Raw genomic sequence first — 23,993 nt, 5'->3', positions numbered from 1 at the left:
GCGCAACACGCGAATTTGCGGATTGCAGTCAAGCACTTCGCCCCCGCAGGGTAACTTGTGGCGTGCAATATGCCGCCATATATAACGAACCGGTTTCGACAGGTGGATTATCGAGTGCTCAAGATCAATGACATCGGGCCGCAGCACTATCGCGATGCGATGGCGCATTTCGCCGGCCATGTGCATGTGGTGACGACGGACGGGCCCGGCGGCAAAAGGGGCGCAACAGTGATCGCCGCCTGTTCGGTCTCGGACACGCCGCCGACGGTGCTGGTCTGCCTCAACCGCGAGAACGCCAAGAACGAAGCCTTCGTCAAGAACGGCAAGTTCGCGTTGAACACGCTAGGCTCGGACCAGGAAGCGGTCTCGGTCGGCTTTTCCGGCATCACCGGTCTGCCGGTGGAGGAGCGCTTTGCGCTGGCCGAGTGGGATGTGATCTCGACCGGCGCGCCGACGCTGAAAGGCGCGCTTGCCGTGTTCGACTGCGAGATCATCGATGCCAAGGATTTGGCCACCCACCGTGTGCTTTTTGGCAAGGTGACAGGCCTGCGCATCGGCGATAATTTGCGGCCGCTGATCTACCACAACCGCGGCTATCACGTTCTTTGAAACGGGCGGGCGGGATCCACGGAGACAAGATGACCGCCCCGCGCCCCGCGCCGAAATCGATCGATGAAACGCTCGACCTTTTGACCGGCGCGGACTACGTCGCGGACCGTTCGCTGGCGACCGTGCTGTTTTTATCGCTGCGCATGAAGCGGCCCTTGTTCCTCGAAGGCGAGGCGGGCGTCGGCAAGACCGAGATCGCCAAGGTGCTGGCCGACGCGCTCGGCCGCCGGCTGATCCGGCTGCAATGCTATGAGGGGCTCGACGTTTCTTCGGCCGTCTATGAGTGGAATTACGCTGCCCAGATGATCGAAATCCGCATGGAGGAGGCGGCGGGCGAGGTCGTGCGCTCCGACATGGAACGCAACGTCTTTTCCGAAAAATACCTGGTCCGCCGCCCGGTGCTCGACGCGCTGACCGGCAAGAAAGGCGCGGCACCGGTGTTCCTGATCGACGAGCTCGATCGTACCGACGAGGCGTTCGAAGCATTCCTGCTCGAAATCCTCTCCGACTTTCAGGTGACTGTCCCCGAGCTTGGCACGATCAAGGCCGAAGAGCCGCCGATCGTCATCATCACCACCAACCGCACGCGCGAAATCCACGACGCGCTGAAGAGGCGCTGCCTTTATCACTGGATCGATTATCCGAATGCCGAGCGCGAGCTGGAGATTGTGCGGCGCAAGGTGCCGCAGGCGAACCGCCGGCTGTCGGCGGAGGTCGTGTCCTTCATCCAGAAGCTGCGCCAGGTCGAGTTGTTCAAGGCTCCCGGCGTCGCCGAAACCATCGATTGGGCTGCCGCGTTGACCGAGCTCGACAAGGTGGCGCTCGATCCGGAGACCGTATCGGAGACGATCGGCGTGCTTTTGAAATACCAGGACGACATCGCCCGTATCGGCGAAGGCGAGGGCCGGCGCATCCTCGATGAGGTGAAGGCCGAGCTGTCGGCGGCGGAGTAGGCGCGATGCCGTCGCCGCGTCCGGAATCCAGAGAGGCGACAGCCGAGGGGCGTATCGCCGACAACATCGTCTATTTCGCCCGCGCCTTGCGCAAGGCCGGCATGCGCGTCGGCCCGGCCTCGGTGAAGGACGCCATCGAGGCGGTGCTTGCCGCCGGCATCGGCTCGCGCGACGATTTCTACTGGACGCTGCATGCGGTGCTGGTCTCGCGGCACGAGGATCATCCCGTCTTCGACGAGGCTTTCCGCCTGTTCTGGAAATCGCGCGAGCTGATCGAGAAATTGCTGGCGATGTTTTCGCCGGTCGCGCCGGACAACGCTGAAAAGCAGAAGCCGCGAGCGGCGGAGAACCGCGTCAGCCAGGCGGTGTTCGAAGGCCACCAGAAGAACCAGCCAATGCGGGAAGTGCCGGGGATCGAAGTCGATGCGCGCCTTACTTTTTCCGGCAACGAGGTACTGCGCGGCAAGGACTTTGCCCAGATGGACGCCGGCGAAATGGCCGAGGCCAAAAAGGCGATCATGGCCCTGCGCCTTCCCTTCGATCTCGTCCGCACGCGGCGCTTCAAGGCCGACGCGCAGGGGCGCCGCATCGATCCGCGCGCCATGATGCGCTCGGCCGCGCGCACCGGTGGTGAGCTTATCCTGCCGAAATTCCGGTCGCAGCGCGACGTGCATCCGCCGCTGGTGGTGCTTGCCGATATTTCCGGCTCGATGAGCCAGTACACGCGCATCTTCCTGCATTTCCTGCATGCCTTGACGGAAAAGCGAAGGCGCGTGCATGTCTTCGTCTTCGGCACAAGGCTGACGAACCTGACCCGCCAGATGCGCCACCGCGATCCGGACGAGGCGCTTGCCGAATGCTCGGCGGCGGTGAAGGACTGGTCGGGCGGCACCCGCATCGGCGATACGCTGGCCGAGTTCAACCGGCTGTGGTCACGCCGGGTGCTCGGGCAGGGCGCCGTGGTGCTTCTCATCACCGATGGGCTGGAGCGCGACGACGTCACCGGCCTTTCGCAGGAGATGGAGCGGCTGCATAAATCCTGCCGGCGGCTGATCTGGCTCAATCCGCTGTTGCGCTTCGACGGTTTCGAGGCGCGCGCCCGCGGCGTGAAAGCGATGCTGCCCCATGTCGACGAGTTCCGGGCGGTGCACAATCTCGACGCGCTGGCCGATCTTTGCGCCTCGCTCGACCAGCGGCCGGCGGCTGCGGTCGATCCGCGCCGCTGGCTGCAAACTGGTGGGAGGCGTGCCGCATAGTCATATGTTTTTGAAGCCTTATATTCTGGGGGTGTTCCCCTCGGGAAACTTTGCGAGAAACGACGATGGATGAGAGCATTTATCTCGATGAAGCCCGCGATCCCCTGATCATCGCGGAAAGCTGGATGAAGGATGGCAAGGATGTCGCCATCGCGACCGTGGTCGAGACCTGGGGTTCGGCGCCGCGCCCCGTCGGCAGCCATCTTGTCATCGACGCCGAAGGGAACTTCCATGGTTCGGTTTCCGGCGGCTGCGTGGAGGGCGCGGTTGTGACGGAAGCGATGGACGTCATCGGCTCGGGCAAGGCCAGGATGCTGGAGTTCGGTGTTGCCGACGAAACCGCTTGGCAGGTGGGCCTTTCCTGCGGCGGCCGCATCAAGGTCTATGTCGAAAGGCTGGGCTGACCGCCGTGGATCCCTATGTCTTGAAGACGCTCAACGAAGAACGCCGCGCCCGCCGAGCGGCCGTGCTTGTCACCGATCTCGGCGACGGCCGCGACCGCATCGTGCGCGAGGGTGATCATGTTGCCGGCGATCTCGGAGCGGCAATCGCCAATGCGTTCCGCACCGGCCATTCGCGGTCGGTGGAAGCGGAAGGGCGGACCTTCTTTCTCAACGCGCATCTGCCGCGCCCGCGCCTCGTCGTGATCGGCGCCGTGCATATCAGTCAGGCGCTGGCGCCGATGGCCAGGATCGCCGGCTACCCGGTCGAGATCATCGATCCGCGCACCGCCTTTGCCACTCCGGAGCGCTTTCCCGACGTCGCGCTGCACGCCGAATGGCCGGAGGATGTGCTGAAGCGCGCGCCGCTCGACAGCTATACCGCGCTTGCCGCCGTCACCCACGACCCGAAGATCGACGATTTCGCGCTGAAGGCGGCGCTCGACGCGCGGTGCTTCTATATCGGGGCGCTAGGCAGCCGCAAGACTCACGCCAAGCGTGTCGAACGCCTGCTGGCGCTCGGCGCCGGCGCCGACCAGATCGCCCGCATCCATGCGCCGATCGGCCTCGACATCGGCGCGGCAAGTCCGGCCGAGATCGCCGTCGCCGTCCTGGCCCAGACCATCCACGCCTTCCGCTCACGCGGTCTGGAAGCAAAAGGCGCCGTGGCGTGAAATTCGGGCCGGTTCCGATCGATGAGGCGGAAGGGGCGGTGCTGGCGCATGCGACCACCGCCGGTGAAAAACGGTTCCGCAAGGCGCAACGGCTGACCCGCGAGGACATCGCGGCGCTCAAGGCGGCGGGCGTCGGTGAAGTCGTCGCCGCGGTGCTCGCCGAGGACGATCTCGGCGAAGATGCCGCCGCCGCGAAGATCGCCGCCGCCATGAGCCACCGCAACATCGAGGTCAAGCCGGCCGCGACCGGGCGGGCGAATTTGCATGCGGAAGCCTCGGGCGTCTTTACCGTCGATGCCGGGATGATCGACGCCATCAATGCCGTCGATCCGGCCATCACCATCGCGACGCTGGCGCAGCACGCATCGGTCGAGAAGGGCCAGATGGTGGCGACGGTGAAGATCATCCCATTTGCCGTCGCGGCAAGCCTTGTGGACACCGTGGTGAGAATTTGCGCCGGCCGCGAGATCTTTGCCGTCAACGCCTATCGCCCCGTCACTGTCGGCGTCATCCAGACGGTGCTTCCGGGCGTCAAGCCGAGCGTGCTCGACAAGACGCTGCGCGTCACCGAGGCGCGGCTGGCGCGTTCCGGCGGCCGGCTGACGGCCGAACGGCGCACGCCGCACGAGATTGCGCCGGTCGCCGCAGCCGCGACCCAGCTTGCGCGCGACAACGACATGGTGGTGATCTTCGGTGCCTCGGCCATGAGCGACTTCGCCGATGTCGTGCCTGCGGCGATTGAACGTGCCGGTGGTACCGTGGTCCGCGCCGGCATGCCGGTCGATCCCGGCAATCTGCTGGTGCTCGGGACGCTCGACGGCAAGCGCGTCGTCGGCGCGCCCGGATGCGCGCGCAGCCCGAAGGAGAATGGCTTCGACTGGGTGCTCGATCGCCTGATTGCCGGGCTCGAGGTGTCGGCCCGCGATATTGCCGGCATGGGCGTTGGCGGGCTTCTGATGGAAATCCCGACAAGGCCGCAGCCGCGCGAGCCGGCGCCGCAGCCGGCACGGTCGGCGTTGAAGGTCGATATCGTGCTGCTGGCCGCAGGCCGTTCGAGCCGCATGGGCGGGCCGAACAAGCTTCTGGCGCTGTTCGACGGCGAGCCGCTGGTGCGCCGTACCGCCACGCGCGCGCTGGGCTCGAAGGCCGCCAGCACTATCGTCGTCACCGGCCATCAGCGCGAGCGTGTGCGTTCCGCGCTTTCCGGTCTCGCTGTGAGGCTCGCCGACAATCCGGACTTCGCCGATGGCCTCGCTTCGTCATTGAAGGCGGGCATCGCAAGGGTGGCGCCCGACGCGGCAGGCGCCATGATCGTGCTTGGCGACATGCCCGGCGTTTCGTCCAAGGACCTCGACAGCCTGATCGACGCGTTCCGCCGCTCCGGCGGCCGCGCCGTGGTGCGCGCCTCGCATCAGGGGAAGCGCGGCAATCCGGTTCTTTTGCCGCGATCGCTTTTCGCGGCCGTCGCGCAGCTTGAAGGTGACACCGGCGCGCGCCATCTGGTCGAGGCCGAGGGGCTCGACGTCATTGACGTCGAGATCGGGCAGGGCGCCTCGATCGATGTCGACACGCGCGAGGCGCTGGAAGGGGCGGGCGGCGTTCTGCAGGATTGACAAAGCAGAGCCGAATTTCGCATGCCTCTCGGCATGGCTTTGCGTTATCGAGTTTTCTTCGCCCTGATCACTGCGACCGCAGTTTCCCTCTCGGCCGCCGAGGGGCAGACGCTTTCGCTGAAATCGTTCAAGGACGATCTCTTCGCCTATCCGGCGACACTTTCGACGAGCGATAACGGCGCCTACACCGTCCTCGACTATCGCGAGATGCGCGACATCAACCAGCGCGACGAGGTGCCGGAAAAGCGGGTGCGTGCGCAATATACCGATCCCGGCGTGCGCAAGGTGCAGCAGGATTTGATGCTGAAGACTGACGCCGGCGACATCAGGCATGTCGCGGTCGGCAGGACGCAAGGCGCTTCCATCATCGTGCTTTACCTGCACGGGCAGGGCGGCAGCCGCAAGCAAGGCGTCGACGACTTCACCTTCGGTGGCAATTTCAACCGCATCAAGAACCTTATGGCCGCCAATAACGGCCTCTATCTTTCGCCGGATTTCCCCGATTTCGGCGACAAGGGTGCGGCGCAGGTCGCGGCGCTCATCGGTCACTATGCTGAGGCATCGCCGGGCGCGAAAATCTTCGTCGCCTGCGGTTCGATGGGCGGGATGATCTGCTGGAAGCTCGCCGCGCGCAAGGATACGGGCGGCCGCATCAACGGGCTGCTGCTGCTCGGATCGCTGTGGGACGACAGCTTTTTGACCAGCCCTGCCTTCAAGCGCCGCGTGCCGGTGTTCTTCGGCCAGGGCAGCCATGACGTGGTCTTCCCGGTGGAGAAGCAGGAAGCCTTCTTCCGCTCGATCCTCGCCAAAAAATCCTATCCGACCCGCTTCGTGCGTTTCGAGACCGGCACGCATGGCACGCCGATCCGCATGGTCGACTGGCGCGGCACGCTGAACTGGATGCTGACGAAGGCGCCGTGACTGCGCTGCAGCGCCTCAAGGCGCTGTGTTGTAGTCGATGACGGTCTGCGGGTTTTGCTCGCCGTCATAGGATGCATCGACGTCATACTGGACGAGCGAGAAATCTCCGTTGCGGAAGAGATAGGTTCCTGAGGACGAGGCATCCCCCGCACCGCGCCATTTGTTGGACGTGGTGATGGTTTTGGTGTTGTCGTCATAGTCCGAATTGGTTGCCCAGCCGCTGGTCTTGAAGCCGATGATGTGGATCGACTCGACCTTGCCTTCGCTGTCGTTGTTCTCGTAGCGGATGTCGAGATCCGGCTCGGTGAACTGCAACTGGGTCACGCCGTTGACGTCGTCGGCGATGTAGTAGACCGCCGTCTCGTTGTAGGCGGCCATCGAACAGAAGAAGCGGAACAGCCGCGTCTCGCGTTCCGGGTCGTTGGGCTGGGCATCCTTGTCCTTGTAACGGATGGAATGAGCCTCGGGCTCGCCGATCGGCTTGCCTTCCGGATCCTCCTTGTCGCACTGGTCGCCATAGCTGGCGAGGAAAGCTTTCTTGGCTTGTTCCAGCGCCTCGTCCTTCTTCGGCGGCGGCGGACCGTCGCCGCAGCTTGCCGGCAAGGCGCTGTCGAAATCCTCGGTCGACGGCTTCAATGCGCCCTTGTCGATGAAGATGGGCTGGAAGGGCGGCTCCTGGATCTGCGCATTGACTTGGCGGACCGTGTAGCAGCCGGCGAAAACCTTGGCTTCGCCCTTCTTGTCGGTTGCCTGGATGGCGGTCGGGACGCTGTAATAGATGCTGCCGGCCGCCCCTTCCTCCGACACGGCGCCAGTCTTGACTTCGACGCTATCGGTGCCGTCGTAACCCTTGACGAAGGCGTTGAAGTCTTTTGCCGGCTTCGTATCGCCGAAATAGCCCCAGGCGCGGGCGAATTCGTGGCGGTCGATGGCGCTGTAGAGCGAGCGAACGACCGCATCGGCGCTGGACCTGTCGTCGACATAGGGCGCGTCCGCCGCAGGCGCGGGCTGCGTGAGGCCGGCCAGTGAGAGAAAGACGGTCGCTGCGAAAGTGGCTCTTTTCATCGAATCCTCCGCTCGGTAACGAAAATACTACCACGGCGATTGCGGCGGCGTGGTGACGCCGCGGGCCGGGCCGCTTGAAGAATCGTGTTGGGAGGCGCTAGTTCAGGCCCCGCGGCGCTGGGGCCGCTTGGGAGATTACCCGTGACCATTTCCATGTACGACATATCGGTCGGCGTGTTTTCCGCCAGGCTGCAGGCGCTGGCCAGCGTCCTGACCGCGGCGGAGCAGAATGCCGGCGAACGCAAGATCGATCCGCAGGTGTTCCTCACCGCGCGGCTGGCACCGGACATGTTCGCGCTGACCAGGCAAGTCCAGATCGCCACCGACCACGCCAAGGGCGCGCCGTCGCGGCTGGCCGGCCGCGAGGTGCCGAAATACGAGGACAATGAGGCCAGCTTTGCCGAGCTGCAGGCCCGCATCGCCAAGACGCTCGACCATCTGGCGACATTCACGGCGGCCGATCTGGAAGGATCGCATGAAAGGACGGTCGAAGTGCGGCTCGGCGGCCGCGAAACCACGCTGCCCGGCCTGCAATATCTGCTGCACCTGGCGATGCCGAATTTCTATTTCCACGTCACAACGGCCTACGACATCCTGCGCCACAATGGCGTGCCGCTCGGCAAGCAGACGTTTCTGGGAAATCGTTGACTTGAAGAGGTTGGAGGTTTCCCGGCATCCCGGGAAACCTCTTTGGTTCAGCGCAGCCTCAGCGGATCGACATTTCGCGCGCGATGCGCGGAAAATCCGCCGGCTTGATGCCGATATCGGCGCGGTCGGCATTGCTCATCGCATTCAGAAGCGCGAGCGCCGCGCGGTAACGCTGCTGTTCCTGCGGCCTCGGCCGAGCGAACATTTCAGTGAAGAACCCCATGACTCAAGTTGCCCCTGTTGGTCCTCCCGACACCACGATATAGGCGATTTGTTAAAATTGTGCAGTGCAGCAATTGCATGGCTGCCATGCCGGATGAAATTTTTTCCGCCACATCGATTGTCCGTGAAACTTTCCGGTGGGCTCGACCGTAGGGACCGGTGCCGGCTCATGGCTGGCTTTCCTCGCCATTCCTGGCGCCCCTGCCGGGCTGCACGAAAATGCAGCCCGGCCTTTTCCCGTGATCGTTTTCCCGGGCACAAAAGCCGGCAATTGTTAATGTCGCCAGCATTCATTTTTAACGAGAGCGGCCTATGGTCGGCGGCATCAACACATGCCGTCACCACAGGGGAGGCTGAGATCGGCACCGGGAACAAGCTCGATTTCGCTTCGTTGCTCGACGACCTGATCGTCGCCTCGGAAAAAGGCGAGGAAGAGGGCGCCCGGCCGTCTATCCCGTTCGACTATCTGTCCGTGGCCGATGAGCTGCATTCCGGCCGCATCAAGGTCGCCGGCGAGAGCGTCGCTGCCGAATATCGCGAGTCAGGCGCCGACCTCGCGGCCGAGTTCGCGGCACTTCTCGACCAGGCGAAACTGGCGCTTGCCGGCGAAGATCCCCGGCCCGAGGAGAAGCTGCCGCCGATCGATCCCGAGGCGATCGCCGGCGAGCTCGGCCTTGACCGTCCGGCCAAGAATGCCGATTTCGGCCGCATCCGCCGCAATTTCGCTTTCGCCAACCACCCGGACCGGGTCGCGCCGCATCTGCGCCAGCGCGCCATGATCCGCATGCAGGTGGCCAACATGCTGATCGACGAGGCCAAGCGGCGGGCTTTGGCGGCCACACGCCGGTAGCCGGAATTCCCTTAAAAGTCTGAGGCTACAGGGCTTGGAGAAACTCCAGCCTGTGCTTTATGCTTGAATTCCCTCCCCGCGCTGTCCGCGCAACCTCCCGCCGGAGAACCCAATGCATAAACGCCGCCTCGGTCGGACCGATCTCCTTGTTTCGCAAATCTGCCTCGGTTCGATGACCTGGGGTCAGCAGAACACCGAAGCCGAGGGTCACGCGCAGATGGATCTGGCCTTCTCGCGCGGCGTGAATTTCATCGACACGGCCGAGCTTTACCCGATTCCGCCCAAGGCGGAGACGCAAGGGCGAACCGAGAAGACCATCGGCAGCTGGATGAAGGCCAATCGCAACCGCGACAAGGTCATCCTCGCCTCGAAGGTCGTCGGCCGCACGGCCAATACATGGTTCCGCGGCGATTGTCCGTCGAAGCTGGTACGCGCCGACATTTTCGACGCGGTCGAGAAGTCGCTGGAGAAGCTCGGCACCGATTACATAGACCTCTACCAGATCCACTGGCCGGACCGGGACATTCCGTGGGGCTCGAATCCGACGCGTGTCGGAGCGGTGGCGCGGCGTGCGGATGCGGCAGGCGCTCCGGGAGACGAGACGCCGATTGCAGAAACGCTCGCCGTCTTCGATGAGCTCGTAAAGGCCGGAAAGATTCGCCATCTCGGGCTTTCGAACGAAAGCTCCTGGGGTGTCATGCGCTTTGTCTTCGAAGCCGAGAAGGGCACGGGTCCGCGCGTCGCCTCGCTGCAGAACGCCTACAATCTCGTCAACCGCACTTTCGAGGTGAACCTTGCCGAGGTCTGCGAGCGCGAGGAGATCGCGTTCCTTCCTTACTCGCCGCTTGCGCAGGGCTATCTCACCGGCAAATACGATCATGGCGCGCGGCCGCAAGGTTCGCGCTCGCAGCTCTTCAACCGCGGCCAGCGCTACGAGACGCCGAATGCGGCGGAGGTGCTGCTCGAATACAATGAACTGGCACGCTCCTTCGGCATGGAGCCGGCGCTTTTCGCGAACGCGTATGTATCGAGCCGGCCTTTTGTAACTGCCAACATCGTCGGCGCAACAAGCGTCGCGCAGCTCGACACGGCGCTGTCATCGGTCGAGGTCAGGTGGACGGAGGAAATGCAGAACGCGGTCGACGCCATCCATCAGCGCGTCGGCAATCCGTGCCCGTGATCAGGAATCGGTGAGAAAGAACGAGGGATGGAGATGGCGGTAGATTTTCCGATCGAGGTCGTGCGCGGCAAGTTTCCGGCGCTTTCGCTGGCCGATGACGGGCGCCGGCGCATCTATCTCGACAATCCCGCGGGCACTCAGGTGCCGCTGACGGTGGCGGACGCGGTGTCGCGCTGCCTTCTTTCCACCAACGCCAATCTCGGCGGGTTCTTCGAGACGACAATCGGGGCGCAGAAGGTTGTCGACGACGCGCATGCGGCGACGGCCGATTTCCTGAACGCATCGAGCGTCGAGGAGATCGTCATCGGCGCCAACATGACGACGCTGACCTATCACATGTCGCGCACGCTCGGCCGCACGATGAAGCCTGGCGACGAAATCATCGTCACGCGCATGGACCATGAGGGCAATGTCTCGCCCTGGCTGCAGCTTGCCGAGGATCTTGGCCTGGTGGTGCGCTTCCTGCCGTTCGACGAGCGGAGCTGGCAGGTCGAGGAATCGGCGCTTAAATCACTGCTTTCGCAAAAGACGCGGCTTGTCGCGCTGAACTATGCCTCGAACCTCACCGGCTCGATCAACCGGGTGAAGGCGCTGACGGCGATCGCCAGGCAGGCCGGCGCGCTTGTCTATGTCGACGCCGTACAGTTCGCGCCGCACGGGCTGATCGACGTGCAGGAACTTGGCTGTGATTTCCTGATCTGCTCGGCCTATAAATTCTTCGGGCCGCATATGGGCATATTGTGGGGCCGCCACGACGTCATCGACGCGCTCCAGCCTTACAAATGCCGCTGCTCTTCGAACGCCCTGCCAGAGCGGTTCGAGCTTGGCACGCCGCAGATCGAGCTGATGGCCGGGCTGACGGCAGCCATCGACTATTTCGCCGATCTCGGCGCTGCTGCTGGCGAGACCGGGTCGCGGCGGCAGCGGATCGCAAAGGCGTTCGAAGTCTCGATCGCTTACGAGAATACGCTGGCCCGGCAATTGATCGAAGGCCTGCGCGGCATCGATGGCCTGGTCATCCACGGCATCACCGATCCGGAACGCCTCGCCGAGCGGGTGCCGACCATTTCCTTCACCGTCGAAGGCATCGCGCCGGAAACGATCGTGCGGCAGATGAACGCCGAAAACATCTTCCTTTGGTCAGGCCACAATTATGCGTGGGAGGTCGTCCACCAACTCGGCATACCCGCCGAGCAGGGCGTCGTGCGCATCGGCATTGCCCATTACAACACGGCGGCCGAGATCGAGGAGACGCTGGAAAGCGTGCATCGCGTGATCGCGATGCTGAGGCAGCAGCGCTAGAGCAATTCCAGGAAAAGTGTGAGCGGTTTTCCGTTCGGAATTGCGCAAAAAAACAAAGAGATAGAGCGGTTCGCCGTTTCGGTGAAACGGCGAACCGCTCTAGTCTTTCTTGCCGCCGAAACCGGTCAGGAAAGCGGTGAGATTGTCGCTCAGCGCGTCGCAGAGATAGCCGCCTTCCTGGACGATCACCGTGGGCAGGCCGAGCCCGGCAATCGCTTCGCCGATGCGCGAGAAGCCGGGCGTCGTCACCGAAAGGCCGCCGAACGGATCGCCCTCGAAAGCATCAAGGCCGAGCGCCACAACCAGCGCCTCCGGCGCGAAGGCGCGGATGCGCTGGAATGCTGCCGACAGCGCTTCGAGAAAGGCCGCGTCGCCGGATTTGCGCGGCAGCGGCAGGTTGAGATTGTAGCCGAGGCCGGGGCCTTCGCCGCGCTCGTCGGCATGCCCCCAGAAGAACGGGTAGAAGCGCACCGGATCGGCGTGCAGCGAGACGGTGAGCACGTCGGGACGGGCGTAGAAGATGCCTTGCGTGCCGTTGCCGTGGTGCAGGTCGACATCGAGGATGGCGACGCGGGCGGAATTCCTCCGCAGGACCTGCGCGGCGACGGCCGAATTGTTGATGAAGCAGAAGCCGCCGGCGACATCGGCGAAAGCGTGATGGCCGGGCGGGCGGCAGAGCGCATAGGCCGACGGCGCCCCGGCCATCACCGCTTCAGCGGCCTCGACCGAACTCCAGGCGCTCCATAGCGCGCTGTTCCAGGTCTCGGCCGAGATCGGACAGGCGGTGTCGGCCATATGGTAGCCGGCCTGGCCGACAGCAGAGGCCGGATAGGAGCCGTTACGGGCGATCGGGTGGATGTTCGGGATGACTTCCGCCGAAGCGCCGTCGATGCGCTGCCAGCGCGGAAAAATGTGCTCAAGGAAATCGAGATATTCAGGCGTATGCACCGCCGCGATCGGGCCAAGCCCATGATTTCCTGGACGTTCGACCGTCAAACCGGCCGATCTTGCGCCGGCTAATAATCTCTCGATTCTCTCCGGCTTTTCGGGATTCGGCTGAGGCGCGCCGCTGGAGAGGAAGGCCTTGGGATCATGGCGCTTCTGCTCTTCGGCATAAAAGGCTTTCATCGTCACTCCTCCGGCGCGTCGGCAAAGGCGAAAAAGGCGTCGCCGACGATCTTCTGCACCTGTTCGTAGCTCGACCAGCCGATGCCCAATCTCTCATAGAAGGTCTTGGCGGTCTCGTTGTCGGTATCGACGGAGAGCCTCAGATAGACCCCGCCCGCCGCACGGCACTCTTTCGCGACGCGCCGCAGCAGCCTTTCGCCGACCCGGCGGCCGCGAAAACGATCCTCGACATAAAGGTCCTGCACATAGACGCCTGGACGGCCCATCCAGGTCGAGAAGATCGGGAAATGCAGGCAAAGCCCGGCGAATTCGCCGCCGATTTCGGCGATCAAGGTGGAGAAGACGGGCTTTTCGCCGAAGCCGTAGCGGCGAAGGTCTTCGGGCGTCGAAGTGATTTCCTGATGCGCGCCGATATGCGTGCCGAGGCGCAGCAGGGCGGCGTGGATGGTTTCAACGTCGTCAATGCGGCCGGGGCGAAGGGTGACCGGTGCCGGCATCAAAACACCTTCCTCACCCTTCCACCGGCAGGTCGAGTTCCTGCGCCAGCGCCTCCAGCGAGTCGCCGATGATGGCGATCATCTCGCCGACCTGCTCTCGCGTGATGATCATCGGCGGCGCCACCATGAAATTGTCGCCGTCGACGCCGCCCTTGACCTTGCGGCCATAGATGATCAGGCCACGCGCATAGGCGTGGTCGAGCAGGCGCTGCGTTGCCTTGCGGACCGGGTCTATGGGCTTCAGCGTCTCAGGGTCGGCGACCATTTCGGCGCCGGTGAGCAGGCCCTTGCCGCGCACGTCGGCGATGAAGGGGAAGCGCTTCTGCAAGCCCTTCAACTCCGCCATCAGCACGTCGCCCATGGCGGCGGCGTTGGCGATCAGATCGAGCCGGTCCATTTCGCCAAGTACCGCGAGGCCGGCGGCGCAGGCCAGCGGATTGCCGGCATAGGTGTGGCCGTGCTGGAAGCCGCCGGAGGCAAGCAGCGGCTCGACCAGGCGCATCGGCGCGGCCAGGGCTCCGAGCGGCGCATAGCCCGAGCCGAGGCCCTTCGACAGCGCGACGATGTCCGGCCTGCAGTTCCAGTGATCGCCGCCGAGGAATTTGCCTGTCCTGCCGGCGCCGCTCATCACCTCGTCATGGATGAGAAGGAGGCCGTAGCGGTCGCAGATTTCGCGGATGCGGGGATAGTAGCTATCGGGCGCGACAAGGGCTGCGGTCGCCGCGCCGCCGATCGGCTCCATGATGAAGGCGAGCACGCTTTCCGGGCCTTCAGCCTGGATTTTCTCCTCCAGCATGTCCGCGTAGCGGATGCCGCGCTGTTCCATCGAGAGGTTGTCGCGGTCGCGCCAGGCGGTGGGCGCCGGCACGGTCGGCATCACCCGCATCATCGGGGTGAACGTTTCGGCGAGCGCATCGTCGCCGGTGATAGAGAGCGAACCCAGCGTGCCGCCATGATAGGAGGGGAAGCGAGCGATCACCTTCCAGCGCTTGGGCTGGCCGGTGGCGACGGCCCATTGGCGGGCGAGCTTGATGCAGGATTCGGTCGCTTCGGAGCCGCCGGAAACGAAGAAGATACGGTCCATGCCTTCAGGCAGTTTTCCGGCCAGTTCCCGCGCCAGCTCTTCCGCCGGCTCGTTCTCGAAATGCAGGCGGTAGGCGAAGGTGGTCTTGTCCATCTGCCGCTTCATGGCGTCGAGCACGTTGCGGTTGGAATGGCCGATATTGGCGACCATCGGCCCGCTCGAGCCGTCGATGAAGCGGCGGCCGTCCTTGGTCCAGAAATAGATGCCCTCGGCGCGATCGACGAGCGGCCGGCGTAGGCTGGAAAGATAGAACAGATGCGACGGCGGCCGATCTTCTGATTCAGGCGAGGGCTGCACTTCCAGTTTCGACATGTCAGGACTTTCCGAGATAGCGGTCGAGAACATTTTTGGTCACGCGTTCGACCATCGCGTCCTGCCTTAGCAGGCCGGCGACCCATTCGCAGCTTCCGGCATGGAACACCTCGCCCTTGCCGCGCGGGAAATTGACGATCATGCCGTTGCCGCGCTTGACCTTGTCGAGATTGGCGTCGTTCGCCTCGCCGAACAAAGTCTCGGCGGTGAAGCGGCCGTCCTCGTCGGTGAGGAACTGGTCCTCGATCGGAATGTCGGCGCTTTCCTCGACCTGGCTCGCCATGCCGACGGCCAGCACTTGCAAGCCGTCCGGCGCGCCGCTCTCTGCAGTCGGATAGGGCAGACCGCCGCGGATCTCGAAATCGAGCCCGTCGACCTCATAGCCGTAGACATGGCTATCGGCGCCGAGCAGGTCGCCATAGTAGATGCCGGTGCCGGCGAAAGCCCAGTGCTCGGGTCGATAGACCGGAAAGCCGCGCACGCCGCGCGGCGCGCAGCCGCCCCAGCCGGCATAGACGCCTCTCGTCGCGTTGAGGCCGAAGGTGGCGCTGCCTGGACGGCCGATCTCAGGCGCTTCCCAGGAGTTGGTTGCGCGGGAGACATCGCCGCCGCGATAGGCGGGGTCTTCGGCGCGCGCCCGGTATTTGTAGCAGACCTGGCGGCGGCCTTCGTCCTCCAATCTCGTCTGCCACATGAAATTGCCGGCGAAGCGCGCCGCATGTCCGCCGCGCTCGACATAATTGTCGACGGCGTCGCGCATCTCCCAGGTCCAGTATTCATCGTGGCCGACGAAGACGACGCAGTCATAGCCGTCGAGCATCTCGGGTGAGAAATGGAGCTCGTGCTGGCTGGCGAGATCGACCTGATAGCCGGCGCGCTCGGCGAAATGGAAGAAATGGCTGTCATAGCTCGCCCAGCCGGACGAGGCGTATTTCTTCGAATGACCGGTGGCGAAGGCCCATTCCATATGCGGATAGCGCGGCACGGTCTTCGGCGGCACCGCGACTTCGAGCGGAACGCGCGGCGCGTCCTTCGGCAGCACGACGAAGCCGCGGCACCAGGGGCGCTGCGTCGACACGATCGTTGCATACTGATCGCGGTTCGGGCCGGTGATGCCCTGATAGTGGTTCGAGCCGCCCCAGGTGTTGTAGGCAAGCCATGTGCCGGTCGCGGCGACCTGCAGCAGGCGGCCTGGCTTGCGGCCGGGCAGTGGGGCGACGATGAAGAGATGATGGGAGCGGATCGGGTTACCGTCGCGGCCTTCGGCTGAGAGCGTCACGCGATAGGCGCCTGACGGCCAGTCGTCGCCGACGCGGAATTCGAAGGAAGCCTCCCAGCCGCAGCCTTCGACAGAGCATTGGTCGGGCGTATCCTGCCAGCGCGCCGACAGGCCCGCTCCCTCGAAGACCTTGGTTTCGCTGTCGCCATCGCGAATAACGGCAAGGCTGAAGTGCGGCGCCGTCGAGCTGACGAAAAGCGTCACCGTCTCGCCCGGACGATAGGAAAACCGGTCGCTGTAGGCCCAAATCTCATCGCGTTCCCCATCCATTTCCGGCCATTCGTAATAATGGCCGCGCACCGCCTCGCGGCGCTGATCGGGCGTCAGCCCGAAATCGGGGAATTCGGTGGGCAGTTGCGTCAAGGAAACACCTGAGATCACGAGGCCGCCATTGAGACCATTGGCCGGCTGAGCGTCAAATGGAAAGCATCGGGCCAGCGCGCGCTTGGCCATATCCGGCAAACAGACTATTTCATACGGCGATGTTCAGTGGCAGGGAACCGACATGCTGCGCGTACAAAAGGTCAAGGTCGACGACATCTACGTGCCGACGGCGCGACGCAAGACGCTGCATCCCGAGACCGTGCGCCATCTTGCCGAGGACATCCTCGAGAATGGCATGAAGACGCCGATCCAGGTGCGGCACGACGGCAAGCGCCACATACTGGTCGAGGGGCTGCATCGGCTCGAAGCCGCCAAGTGGCTCGGCGAGACCACGATCGACGCCTATCTCGTACAGGCCAAGCGCCACTGATCCTGAGCGTCCGGCCGCATCACCATTACCGATCGCATCCCATCAATGCTTTTTGATTGACGCTGCCATGGCGGCCACTACCGTGCCGCTCCTCCAGGAACAGGAAGCTTACCATGGCAAAATATGAGGGCGGATGCCTGTGCGGCGCGGTGCGCTACAAGGCCGAAGTCGAACCAGTCAACGAACGGGTCTGCCATTGCCGGATCTGCCAGAGGGCGATCGGCGCCGCTTTCAATGCCCGCCTGTTGTTCCGCATCGACGACGTGACCATCGAAGGACCGGTGGCGACGATCAATTCCACGCCGGATCTCAAGCGTGGCTTCTGCCCGGCCTGCGGCACGACGCTGTTCTCACGGCGCGACTCCAGGGGCATCCTCGGCGTCACCTCCGGCTCGCTCGACGACCCGTCCCTGTTCAAGCCCGACATGCATTTCTGGACCGCCTCGAAGCAGCCCTGGGTGATGCTCGACGATGGCCTGCCGCAATATGAAGGCGCGCCGCCGGCCTGAGTCATTGCGACGCAGGCCTGCACAAAAATTTCATCTTCGATTCACGACATAGCCGGCAAAGCGTCATTGGCGGGCCATCATTGGCTGCCTATCTAAGCGCCATGCGGGCGGGCATCGAGGAGGCGACGGATGAGCGAGAGCATCAACACCCTGGACGAGCTTTTAAACGACCCGATGATCCAGCTCGTGATGGAACGCGACCGGGTGCGCCCGGCCGAGCTTCGCCTGCTTCTGGAAAAAGCTCGCGACAGGGCTGGCGATGATTCCCGCATCGACCAGGCTTCGGTGCCGCCGGCGCATGTGGTGGCAAGAAGCTGCCTGAAACAGTGGCTCTACCGCTGAGGCGACCCGGGTCAGCTCGAATGCGCGGGCAGGTAGCTGTAATGATTGCGCAAATAGGCGAGCTTGAAGCCGAGCCGGTCGTAATTGCGATAGGCCGGCCCGTCGCGGTCGGGGCGCGGCGCCTCGATGTCGGCGACGAACAGCTTCGCGCCGGCGGCGATGCCGTCGCGAACCAGCCTTTCGCCGAGCATGGCGTCAAGATCGAAGCTCGGCGCCATGATGCCCGGCACCGGGGCCTCGATGCCGCTCCAGGCGGCGCCGCCTGAGATGAAGAGCGAGCGCACGGCGACGACCGCGCCCCTGCGTTTCAGCATGTAGTGACGCCAGCCCTTGCGGCCGACAAGCGCCATGAGCCATTGCGAGGTGGGGAGCCTGTATTTGGCATCGATGAAGGAAGCCCATTCCGAAGCCGTCCTGCGCGTGACCTCCTCGACTACCAGATCGTCGACCGGAATCAGGGGGTCGCCCGGGAAAAGCGGTTCGTCCGGCAGCGGCGTCGCGTCGCGATGGATGCGCTCCCAGCCGCCCTGGTGCTGCAGGCCGCGCGCTTCCAGCCAGCAGCGCAGCCGCGTCGGCTCGGCATGTGGATTGGTATAGAACCACGGCCGCATGATGCCGGCAGCGCGGTAATGCGCGAGCAGCGCATCGACCTGGTCTTCCGTTGCCGGAGTGTCGACGCCGATATTCTTCACGCAGTTGAAATGGATGAACGGGATCGTCGTGCAGGTGGTCCAGACCAGATCGCCGTCGCCCGCAATCGACAACCCTTGCCGTGCCGCGAAATCGGCGGGCGCCGCTTCGTAGAGGTCGAGCCAGGCAGCGACTTCGGCGCGCTCGATGGCGCGGCTGAAATCGCGCGACACCTCCTCAATCGCGATTTCAGGGACATGCGTTTCCGGCGGCGTGAGCGGCTGCAATTCCGCGAGTGCGGCGGTCGACATGAATATCCTCCTCCGATATACCTTACAGTGTAAGATTAGCGGATGATAATATGGTGCCAAAGGTTGTCAAGCAGGATCAGCGGCACCTTACAAATCCGTGAGTTGGAATCACGCTATCGTGAGGCTAAGCCTGTCCTCCAGGGCTTTCGAATGGTTCACTTTTGCCTTGGGCCGGGGCGCTGGGAAAAGGATTGAGATGACCGACGTCTGCACTCAAGGGTTGGATACCGGCTTTGTCGGCCTGGGTTATGCCAAGGTGGCGTTTCTCGGCATCGTGCAAGGCATCACCGAATTGCTGCCGATCTCGTCGACCGCGCATATGCGCATCGTGCCGGCCGTGCTCGGGTGGCAGGATCCCGGCTCGGCCTTCTCCGCCGCCATGCAGCTCGCGGCGCTGGCGGCCGTGGTCAGCTATTTCTGGAGCGATGTCAGGGACGTGCTGTTCGGATCGCTGTCCGCGATCTCGCGTCGCGATTTCGGCGACCGCTATTTCCGCCTCGCGATCAGCATCGTGCTTGCCACCGTCCCGATCGTGATTGCCGGCCTTGCGCTTTCCGGCGTGCTCAACGCCTGCAACTCGCCGCTGCGCGGGCTGGCCGTCATCGGCTGGGCCTGCATTGTCATGGCGATCCTCCTGGCGCTCGCCGAGATCTTCGCCAGGCACAAGCTCGTGCTGCGCCAGGCATCGATCCTCGACGCGCTCTTGGTGGGCGTCGCCCAGGTCGGCGCGCTTATTCCCGGCGTCTCCCGTTCTGGCTCGACGCTGACGGCGGCGATGGGGCTTGGCTTCGCCCGGCCCGAAGCGGCGCGCCTGTCCTTCCTGCTCGGCTTGCCGGCCATTGCGCTCGCGGGCCTCAAGGAGCTTTGGGAACTGCACAAGGTGCATCTCGACGCGCATGGCTGGTCGATCCTGGCCGTCGGCCTCATCGTCGCCTCGATCTCGGCCTTCTTTGCCATTTGGGGGTTGATGCGGGTGCTCGAACGCTTCTCTGCATGGCCGTTCGTGATCTATCGCGGTGTGCTTGGCGTGGTGCTGCTGATCGGCGTCGCGACCGGCTGGCTGACCTGAATCTCGGCCCTATCCGCTCTGTCGACAGCTGACCGCCGGGTGCGCCGATGGACATTGGGACGCTGCTGCAATCGCTATCTTTGCTGGCCGCGCTGGTGAAATCGGCGGTGCCCGCCGCCGTCGGTGCCGGCATGGGCCTCGGCCAATGGCTGGCCGCGCTGCCGCCCTGCCGCAACCAGACTTTCGAGAGCGCGACCTATCTCGTCTGCGAGGCCGACCCGAAGCATTTTTCCATCGAGCTGTTCTGGAAGAACAAAGACGGCGAGCTCTACCGGTCGCTGCACAATCTGCGCAGCGCGCAGCAGGCGGCGGGGCGCACCATGCTCTTCGGCATCAATGCCGGCATGTATCATCCGGATCTCGCGCCGGTCGGGCTCTATGTCGAACGCGGCGAGCAGGTCACGCCGGCGAAGACGGGAGCGGGAACCGGCAATTTCTCCATGCAGCCCAACGGCATCTTCTATCTCGCCGCCGGCAAGGCCGGCGTTCGCGCAACCAGGGATTACCTGAAGCGCCCGCCGCGCGTCGTTACGCCACGCAGTCCGGACCGATGCTGGTCATCGACGGCAAGCTGCATCCAAAATTCCAGGCCGACAGCACCTCGCGCAAGATCCGTGATGGCGTGGGCGTGCGCGCCGACGGCGTCGCGGTTTTCGCGATCTCGGACGACGTCGTGACCTTCCACGAATTCGCGCGGCTGTTCCGCGACCAGCTCGGCTGCCCGAACGCGCTCTTCCTCGACGGCTCGATCTCGAGCCTCTATGCGCCCGCCATTGGCCGCAACGACGATTTCTGGAATCTCGGGCCGATGATCGGCGTGTTCCGGCGCTAGCCGGGAAGCGCCTTTCGGCGCTGCCCCGAATCATCCGGCCGCGCCAAAGGTAAATTTTGATTCAAACTTTGTTGGTAATTTCTCATTAGGAATGGGGTTTCCGGCGGCGCTGTTCCTGCCTTCGGTCTGTTTTGTTTTGCGTACAGGTCAAGATGCGGATTTTTGGCGTCGTCAGTTTCGTGCTCGCTTCGCTTTGCCTTGCCGGCTGCTCGTCCACGTCGGGCGTCGATGCCTTGCAGATGCCGTCCAACGAGACGACGAGTTCGGTCGTGCGGCCGAGCGCGCCCGTGTCGAAGGGCGTGAGGACCGCCGTAAGGGAAAAAACCATCGAGACCGCGTCGATGTCGGGCATGGCACGCATCAAGCCCCCGGCGCCTTTGCTTGACGAGAGTAACGCGAGCGCGAGCGACGAGAATTCGCGCCTTGGCGACGAAAATTCGCGACCCTTTGGGCTCGCCGAAGAGGAGACCGTGAACTTCCCGGCGACTGATCTGCCGGACAGCGTCGAGCCGCCGGTGCAGGAGGCTGCGCTCGTCTCGCCGCCGAAGCGGCTGTCGCGCGCCGCGCCCGCCATGCTCGCCAGCCCGGTCACACGCTATGCGTTCCGCGACGCCAAGCCGATCAATTTCGGCCGCTCTTCGCCGCGCCATCTGGCTGTCCACGGCGTCGACGTCTCGCGCTGGCAGGGCAACATCAACTGGCAGAAGCTGCGCGCCCAGGGCGCCAACTTCGCCTATATGAAGGCGACCGACGGCGGCGATCATCTCGACCCGATGTTCATGAAGAACTGGCGCAACGCCGACGCCGCCGGGCTCAAGCGCGGCGCCTATCATTTCTTCTACTGGTGCCGCACCGCCGGCGAGCAGGCCGACTGGTTCATCCGCAACGTGCCCAAGGTCGACGGCGCGCTGCCGCCGGTCATCGACGTCGAGTGGAACGGCGAGTCCTCCTGCAAGCGCAGGCCTTCGCGCGAAAAGGTGCTGGAGAAGATGCAGGTCTTCATGGACAAGCTGGAGCGCCATTACGGTCAGCGGCCCATCATCTACACCAGCCCCGATTTCTACCGCGACAATCTACGCGGCGCCTTCCAGGATTACCCGTTCTGGCTGCGCGCGGTGGCCGCGCATCCCTCAAAGGTCTATCCGGGCCGCAAATGGCTGTTCTGGCAGTATTCCGGCTCGGGCCTGTCGCATGGCGTAAGCGGCCGCATCGACCTCAACGTCTTCCATGGCGACGAACGGCAATGGCGCGCCTGGCTGGGCGGCGGCGGGCAGATGGTCGCCGACGCGGATTGAGCCGCTTTCGGATTGCCTCGACTGTTTCGGTGGCAGAGGCCGTGACGTCCGACCACAAACACACCTGCATGGGCGCCGCAATTCGCCGGCACCGGGGAACGATCCGCCTGGGCATTCGTTGGAATCGACCAAGGATGTCGTGCGGCTAAGGCACCTTGCGGCATCAAAGCGGAAGGGACCGACATGCCACTCACACTGATCAGTCCGGCGTTCGCCGACGGCGATCCCATTCCCGAGCGTTTCACCCGCGATGGTGAAAACGTTTCTCCGCCTCTGAAATGGTCGGGGGTTCCTGACGGGACCAGGAGCCTGGTTCTCGTCGTGGACGACCCCGATGCGCCGCGCGGGACGTTCGGCCACTGGGCCGTGTTCAACATTTCGCCCGACGTCGAGCAACTTGCCGAGGGCGAGGACGGGAAGCCCGGAACCGAAGCGCTCCAGCAGGGGAAGAACGACTTCGGCAATGCCTCCTACGACGGCCCGGACCCGCCGGTCGGGCACGGAGTTCATCACTACCATTTCCGGCTGGCGGCTCTCGATGTGCCGAGCCTCGGCGTTCCCGGCCAGGCCGGCGTCAAGGAAATCTGGAAGGAGGCCCGGCGCCACGCGATCGAGGCGGCGGAGCTCGTGGGCACATACGAACATGCCGCCTGAGTGGCGAAGGCTTTTCCCGTCAGCCAGCGCCGGCCGTATCACTCGGGAGCCTGCAATGAACAATCCAGACCCGAACAACCCCGAACCGACGCCGGGCGATCCCAGTCCCGAGCCGGCCCGGCCTCCAGCTCCGCCGGAAAACCCGCCTGGAGGACCACCTGGCGTTCCTCCGCCTTCACCCGATCCCATCCCCGGACCGGGGAGGGGACCTCCGGATATTCCGCCGAACACTCCACCTGAGATCCCTCCGGAGCAGCCAATATTTCCCAGCCCGACCGCAGAAGGCTCCGCCGACGTGGCGGTCGCGTTGAAGCGCGTCGCGACCAAGCGGATCCGAGGCGACGCGCTTTAAGTTCTTGTTTTGATGCCGCTTCCTTCGATCATGCGGATGACCTGCTCGATGTCCAGTGGCTCGACGCCGAGTTCCTGCAGCCCCGGCATGCCGCCTGTCGTCACGTTGTCCTGACGCATGAGATCGATCTGGTTGCGTGTGAAAGGCGGCGTCGGGAGAAATTCCGCCACTCCCGCCAGGAGGTTCCAGGCGGCGAACGGCATGGGCACCAGGATCGGATGAGCGCCGAACCTTCGGGCGATTTCGCGAACCAGCTCCCTGTAAGGCAAAATACGGGGACCGCCGACTTCGAACGTAGACATGTCCTGGATAGGATCGGCGAGCAGCCGGCCCACCGCTTCAGCGACGTCGCCGACATAGACGGGCTGAAGCCGCGTAGCTCCCCGGCCGAATAGCGGATAGACGGGCAGCAGCCGGACCAGTCGAGCAAGGGTTGTGAGAAAAGCGTCGTCCGGCCCGACCATGACGGCCGAGCGCAGGACAATCGCGTCGGAAAACGAGTTCCTGACCGCGTCTTCTCCGCGCCCGCGTGCCTTGATATACCTCGATGCGGATCGCGGATCCGCGCCTATCCCCGAGATATGGACAAGCCGTTCGACCCCGGCTTGCCGCGCGGCGCTCGCCAAATCGGCCGCGGCCGTCACGTGCATCCTTTCGAACGTCAAGCCGCCATGCTCGACATAAAGGCTGACTGCGTTCACCACCGCGTCTGATCCGGCAATTGCCGGGCCGATCGAGGATCTGTCCAGAATATCCGCATTGACCTGATGGGGCGCCTTCGCTCCCGAGCCGACCGCTGCCCGCCGCGCTCGGCGGGACACCGCCCGCACTTCAAAGCCCTTGTCCAGCAGCCGCTCGACGATCCTGCGGCCGAGAAACCCGGTCCCGCCGAAGACAGCAACCTTCATCGGTGCTCCTCGCGCGTCGCCTCTAAAGCGCGTCGCGACCTTTCAGACTCCATGCGCTTTAGGTTTCTGGTTTGACGCATGTCTTTATCCCGAAACCAGATTCGCGGGTTCTAAGGAGCGCCCGCCACGGCGCCGACGATCGCCGTGGCGAGCGCCAAGAGGTCGATATCGCCGTTTGCAATCAGGCGATCTTCGTCCAATTCGATGCGCAGTCTCGAAGGATCGGATTCCGATTGACGCTCAAGCTCCGAGACGATTGCCTCGCGAACCTTCTCTTCCATCATTGTTTTTGCTCCGCCGGCGT

27 protein-coding genes are annotated in these 23,993 nt (G+C 64.1%); 18 read left to right on the top strand and 9 right to left on the bottom strand.

All coding sequences use genetic code 11. From position 1 onward, the window contains the following. Window positions 1-114 precede the first annotated feature (114 nt). The 7 genes from ACVMIM_RS22565 (at window position 115) to ACVMIM_RS22535 (ending at window position 6,466) form a co-directional block, all read left to right on the top strand. Complete coding sequence (locus ACVMIM_RS22565) at window positions 115-609, top strand: flavin reductase (RefSeq protein ID WP_476114652.1); 495 nt, start codon at window positions 115-117, stop codon at window positions 607-609. A gap of 29 nt (window positions 610-638) precedes the next feature. Continuing rightward, complete coding sequence (locus ACVMIM_RS22560; protein ID WP_476114651.1) at window positions 639-1,562, top strand: AAA family ATPase; 924 nt, start codon at window positions 639-641, stop codon at window positions 1,560-1,562. A 5-nt stretch (window positions 1,563-1,567) separates the two neighbouring features. After that, on the top strand, window positions 1,568-2,818 hold the full coding sequence (locus ACVMIM_RS22555) for a vWA domain-containing protein (RefSeq protein ID WP_476114649.1): 1,251 nt from the start codon (window positions 1,568-1,570) through the stop codon (window positions 2,816-2,818). Window positions 2,819-2,883: 65 nt separating this feature from the next. Beyond that, the gene (locus ACVMIM_RS22550) at window positions 2,884-3,222 is read left to right on the top strand and encodes an XdhC family protein (RefSeq protein ID WP_278048883.1); all 339 of its coding nucleotides are present in this window, start codon (window positions 2,884-2,886) and stop codon (window positions 3,220-3,222) included. A 5-nt stretch (window positions 3,223-3,227) separates the two neighbouring features. Continuing rightward, window positions 3,228-3,932, top strand: a complete 705-nt coding sequence (locus ACVMIM_RS22545; RefSeq protein WP_476114648.1) for an XdhC family protein — start codon at window positions 3,228-3,230, stop codon at window positions 3,930-3,932. Next, complete coding sequence (locus ACVMIM_RS22540; protein WP_476114647.1) at window positions 3,929-5,545, top strand: NTP transferase domain-containing protein; 1,617 nt, start codon at window positions 3,929-3,931, stop codon at window positions 5,543-5,545. The genes ACVMIM_RS22545 and ACVMIM_RS22540 overlap by 4 nt, the downstream gene beginning before the upstream one ends. A 33-nt stretch (window positions 5,546-5,578) precedes the next feature. Next, window positions 5,579-6,466 (top strand): alpha/beta hydrolase, encoded by an 888-nt coding sequence (locus ACVMIM_RS22535; RefSeq protein WP_476114645.1) that lies wholly within the window; start codon window positions 5,579-5,581, stop codon window positions 6,464-6,466. A gap of 15 nt (window positions 6,467-6,481) precedes the next feature. Here the strand turns inward: ACVMIM_RS22535 and ACVMIM_RS22530 are convergent, their stop codons facing one another. Beyond that, entirely contained in the window at window positions 6,482-7,531 is a 1,050-nt protein-coding gene (locus ACVMIM_RS22530) for a DUF1176 domain-containing protein (RefSeq protein ID WP_476114643.1), read from the bottom strand. 141 nt (window positions 7,532-7,672) lie between these two features. Here ACVMIM_RS22530 and ACVMIM_RS22525 point away from each other — a divergent pair, with 141 nt between their 5' ends. After that, window positions 7,673-8,179, top strand: coding sequence for a DUF1993 domain-containing protein (locus tag ACVMIM_RS22525; protein WP_040995242.1), 507 nt, complete (start codon window positions 7,673-7,675; stop codon window positions 8,177-8,179). A 58-nt stretch (window positions 8,180-8,237) separates the two neighbouring features. On the opposite strand, the gene ACVMIM_RS22520 is transcribed toward ACVMIM_RS22525, so the two are convergent. Continuing rightward, window positions 8,238-8,402, bottom strand: coding sequence for a DUF1127 domain-containing protein (locus ACVMIM_RS22520; protein WP_096874857.1), 165 nt, complete (start codon window positions 8,400-8,402; stop codon window positions 8,238-8,240). 390 nt (window positions 8,403-8,792) lie between these two features. Here ACVMIM_RS22520 and ACVMIM_RS22515 point away from each other — a divergent pair, with 390 nt between their 5' ends. From ACVMIM_RS22515 to ACVMIM_RS22505, 3 genes are all read left to right on the top strand, one after another. Then, window positions 8,793-9,251 carry a hypothetical protein gene (locus tag ACVMIM_RS22515; RefSeq protein ID WP_476117333.1) on the top strand — a complete coding sequence of 153 codons (459 nt, stop codon included), beginning with the start codon at window positions 8,793-8,795 and terminating at the stop codon, window positions 9,249-9,251. A 112-nt stretch (window positions 9,252-9,363) separates the two neighbouring features. Beyond that, the gene (locus ACVMIM_RS22510) at window positions 9,364-10,431 is read left to right on the top strand and encodes an aldo/keto reductase (RefSeq protein WP_476114642.1); all 1,068 of its coding nucleotides are present in this window, start codon (window positions 9,364-9,366) and stop codon (window positions 10,429-10,431) included. 27 nt (window positions 10,432-10,458) lie between these two features. After that, window positions 10,459-11,733, top strand: coding sequence for a cysteine desulfurase-like protein (locus tag ACVMIM_RS22505; protein ID WP_476114640.1), 1,275 nt, complete (start codon window positions 10,459-10,461; stop codon window positions 11,731-11,733). Window positions 11,734-11,832: 99 nt separating this feature from the next. Here the strand turns inward: ACVMIM_RS22505 and ACVMIM_RS22500 are convergent, their stop codons facing one another. Genes ACVMIM_RS22500 through ACVMIM_RS22485 form a run of 4 tightly spaced genes read right to left on the bottom strand, consistent with a single transcriptional unit; the run spans window position 11,833 to window position 16,396 of the window. Continuing rightward, the gene (locus ACVMIM_RS22500; protein ID WP_476114639.1) at window positions 11,833-12,861 is read right to left on the bottom strand and encodes a histone deacetylase family protein; all 1,029 of its coding nucleotides are present in this window, start codon (window positions 12,859-12,861) and stop codon (window positions 11,833-11,835) included. 2 nt (window positions 12,862-12,863) lie between these two features. Continuing rightward, window positions 12,864-13,358, bottom strand: a complete 495-nt coding sequence (locus ACVMIM_RS22495) for an N-acetyltransferase family protein (protein WP_476114637.1) — start codon at window positions 13,356-13,358, stop codon at window positions 12,864-12,866. A gap of 13 nt (window positions 13,359-13,371) precedes the next feature. Then, window positions 13,372-14,754: an aminotransferase family protein gene (locus tag ACVMIM_RS22490; protein WP_476114635.1), complete on the bottom strand. Its 1,383-nt coding sequence runs from the start codon at window positions 14,752-14,754 to the stop codon at window positions 13,372-13,374. 1 nt (window position 14,755) lies between these two features. Continuing rightward, window positions 14,756-16,396: a N,N-dimethylformamidase beta subunit family domain-containing protein gene (locus tag ACVMIM_RS22485; RefSeq protein ID WP_476114634.1), complete on the bottom strand. Its 1,641-nt coding sequence runs from the start codon at window positions 16,394-16,396 to the stop codon at window positions 14,756-14,758. Between the two features lie 142 nt (window positions 16,397-16,538). On the opposite strand from ACVMIM_RS22485, the gene ACVMIM_RS22480 reads away from it, so the two are divergent. The 3 genes from ACVMIM_RS22480 (at window position 16,539) to ACVMIM_RS22470 (ending at window position 17,638) form a co-directional block, all read left to right on the top strand. Beyond that, entirely contained in the window at window positions 16,539-16,787 is a 249-nt protein-coding gene (locus tag ACVMIM_RS22480) for a ParB N-terminal domain-containing protein (RefSeq protein ID WP_040981203.1), read from the top strand. Window positions 16,788-16,900: 113 nt separating this feature from the next. Further along, the gene (locus ACVMIM_RS22475) at window positions 16,901-17,296 is read left to right on the top strand and encodes a GFA family protein (RefSeq protein WP_040981201.1); all 396 of its coding nucleotides are present in this window, start codon (window positions 16,901-16,903) and stop codon (window positions 17,294-17,296) included. Window positions 17,297-17,425: 129 nt separating this feature from the next. Continuing rightward, entirely contained in the window at window positions 17,426-17,638 is a 213-nt protein-coding gene (locus ACVMIM_RS22470) for a hypothetical protein (protein WP_278048872.1), read from the top strand. An 11-nt stretch (window positions 17,639-17,649) separates the two neighbouring features. Here the strand turns inward: ACVMIM_RS22470 and ACVMIM_RS22465 are convergent, their stop codons facing one another. Further along, window positions 17,650-18,579, bottom strand: a complete 930-nt coding sequence (locus ACVMIM_RS22465) for a hypothetical protein (RefSeq protein ID WP_476114633.1) — start codon at window positions 18,577-18,579, stop codon at window positions 17,650-17,652. A 196-nt stretch (window positions 18,580-18,775) separates the two neighbouring features. Between ACVMIM_RS22465 and ACVMIM_RS22460 the strand changes: the two genes are divergently transcribed. From ACVMIM_RS22460 to ACVMIM_RS22445, 4 genes are all read left to right on the top strand, one after another. Then, on the top strand, window positions 18,776-19,648 hold the full coding sequence (locus tag ACVMIM_RS22460; protein ID WP_476114632.1) for an undecaprenyl-diphosphate phosphatase: 873 nt from the start codon (window positions 18,776-18,778) through the stop codon (window positions 19,646-19,648). A 145-nt stretch (window positions 19,649-19,793) separates the two neighbouring features. Beyond that, the gene (locus ACVMIM_RS22455; RefSeq protein WP_476114631.1) at window positions 19,794-20,480 is read left to right on the top strand and encodes a phosphodiester glycosidase family protein; all 687 of its coding nucleotides are present in this window, start codon (window positions 19,794-19,796) and stop codon (window positions 20,478-20,480) included. Between the two features lie 152 nt (window positions 20,481-20,632). Next, window positions 20,633-21,775 (top strand): glycoside hydrolase family 25 protein, encoded by a 1,143-nt coding sequence (locus tag ACVMIM_RS22450; RefSeq protein ID WP_476114629.1) that lies wholly within the window; start codon window positions 20,633-20,635, stop codon window positions 21,773-21,775. Between the two features lie 183 nt (window positions 21,776-21,958). After that, window positions 21,959-22,429, top strand: a complete 471-nt coding sequence (locus ACVMIM_RS22445; RefSeq protein WP_476114627.1) for a YbhB/YbcL family Raf kinase inhibitor-like protein — start codon at window positions 21,959-21,961, stop codon at window positions 22,427-22,429. Window positions 22,430-22,777: 348 nt separating this feature from the next. Here ACVMIM_RS22445 and ACVMIM_RS22440 read toward each other — a convergent pair whose 3' ends face one another. Both ACVMIM_RS22440 and ACVMIM_RS22435 read right to left on the bottom strand, forming a co-directional pair. After that, a complete protein-coding gene (locus ACVMIM_RS22440) occupies window positions 22,778-23,689 on the bottom strand; it encodes a complex I NDUFA9 subunit family protein (protein WP_476114626.1) in 912 nt (303 codons plus the stop codon). A 110-nt stretch (window positions 23,690-23,799) separates the two neighbouring features. Then, window positions 23,800-23,973, bottom strand: a complete 174-nt coding sequence (locus ACVMIM_RS22435) for a hypothetical protein (RefSeq protein WP_278048867.1) — start codon at window positions 23,971-23,973, stop codon at window positions 23,800-23,802. Window positions 23,974-23,993: the final 20 nt, after the last annotated feature.

Source organism: Mesorhizobium sp. USDA 4413 (assembly GCF_056280365.1).
The sequence above is the reverse complement of the archived record's forward strand: the minus strand, read 5'-3'. Positions and strand labels throughout refer to the sequence as shown.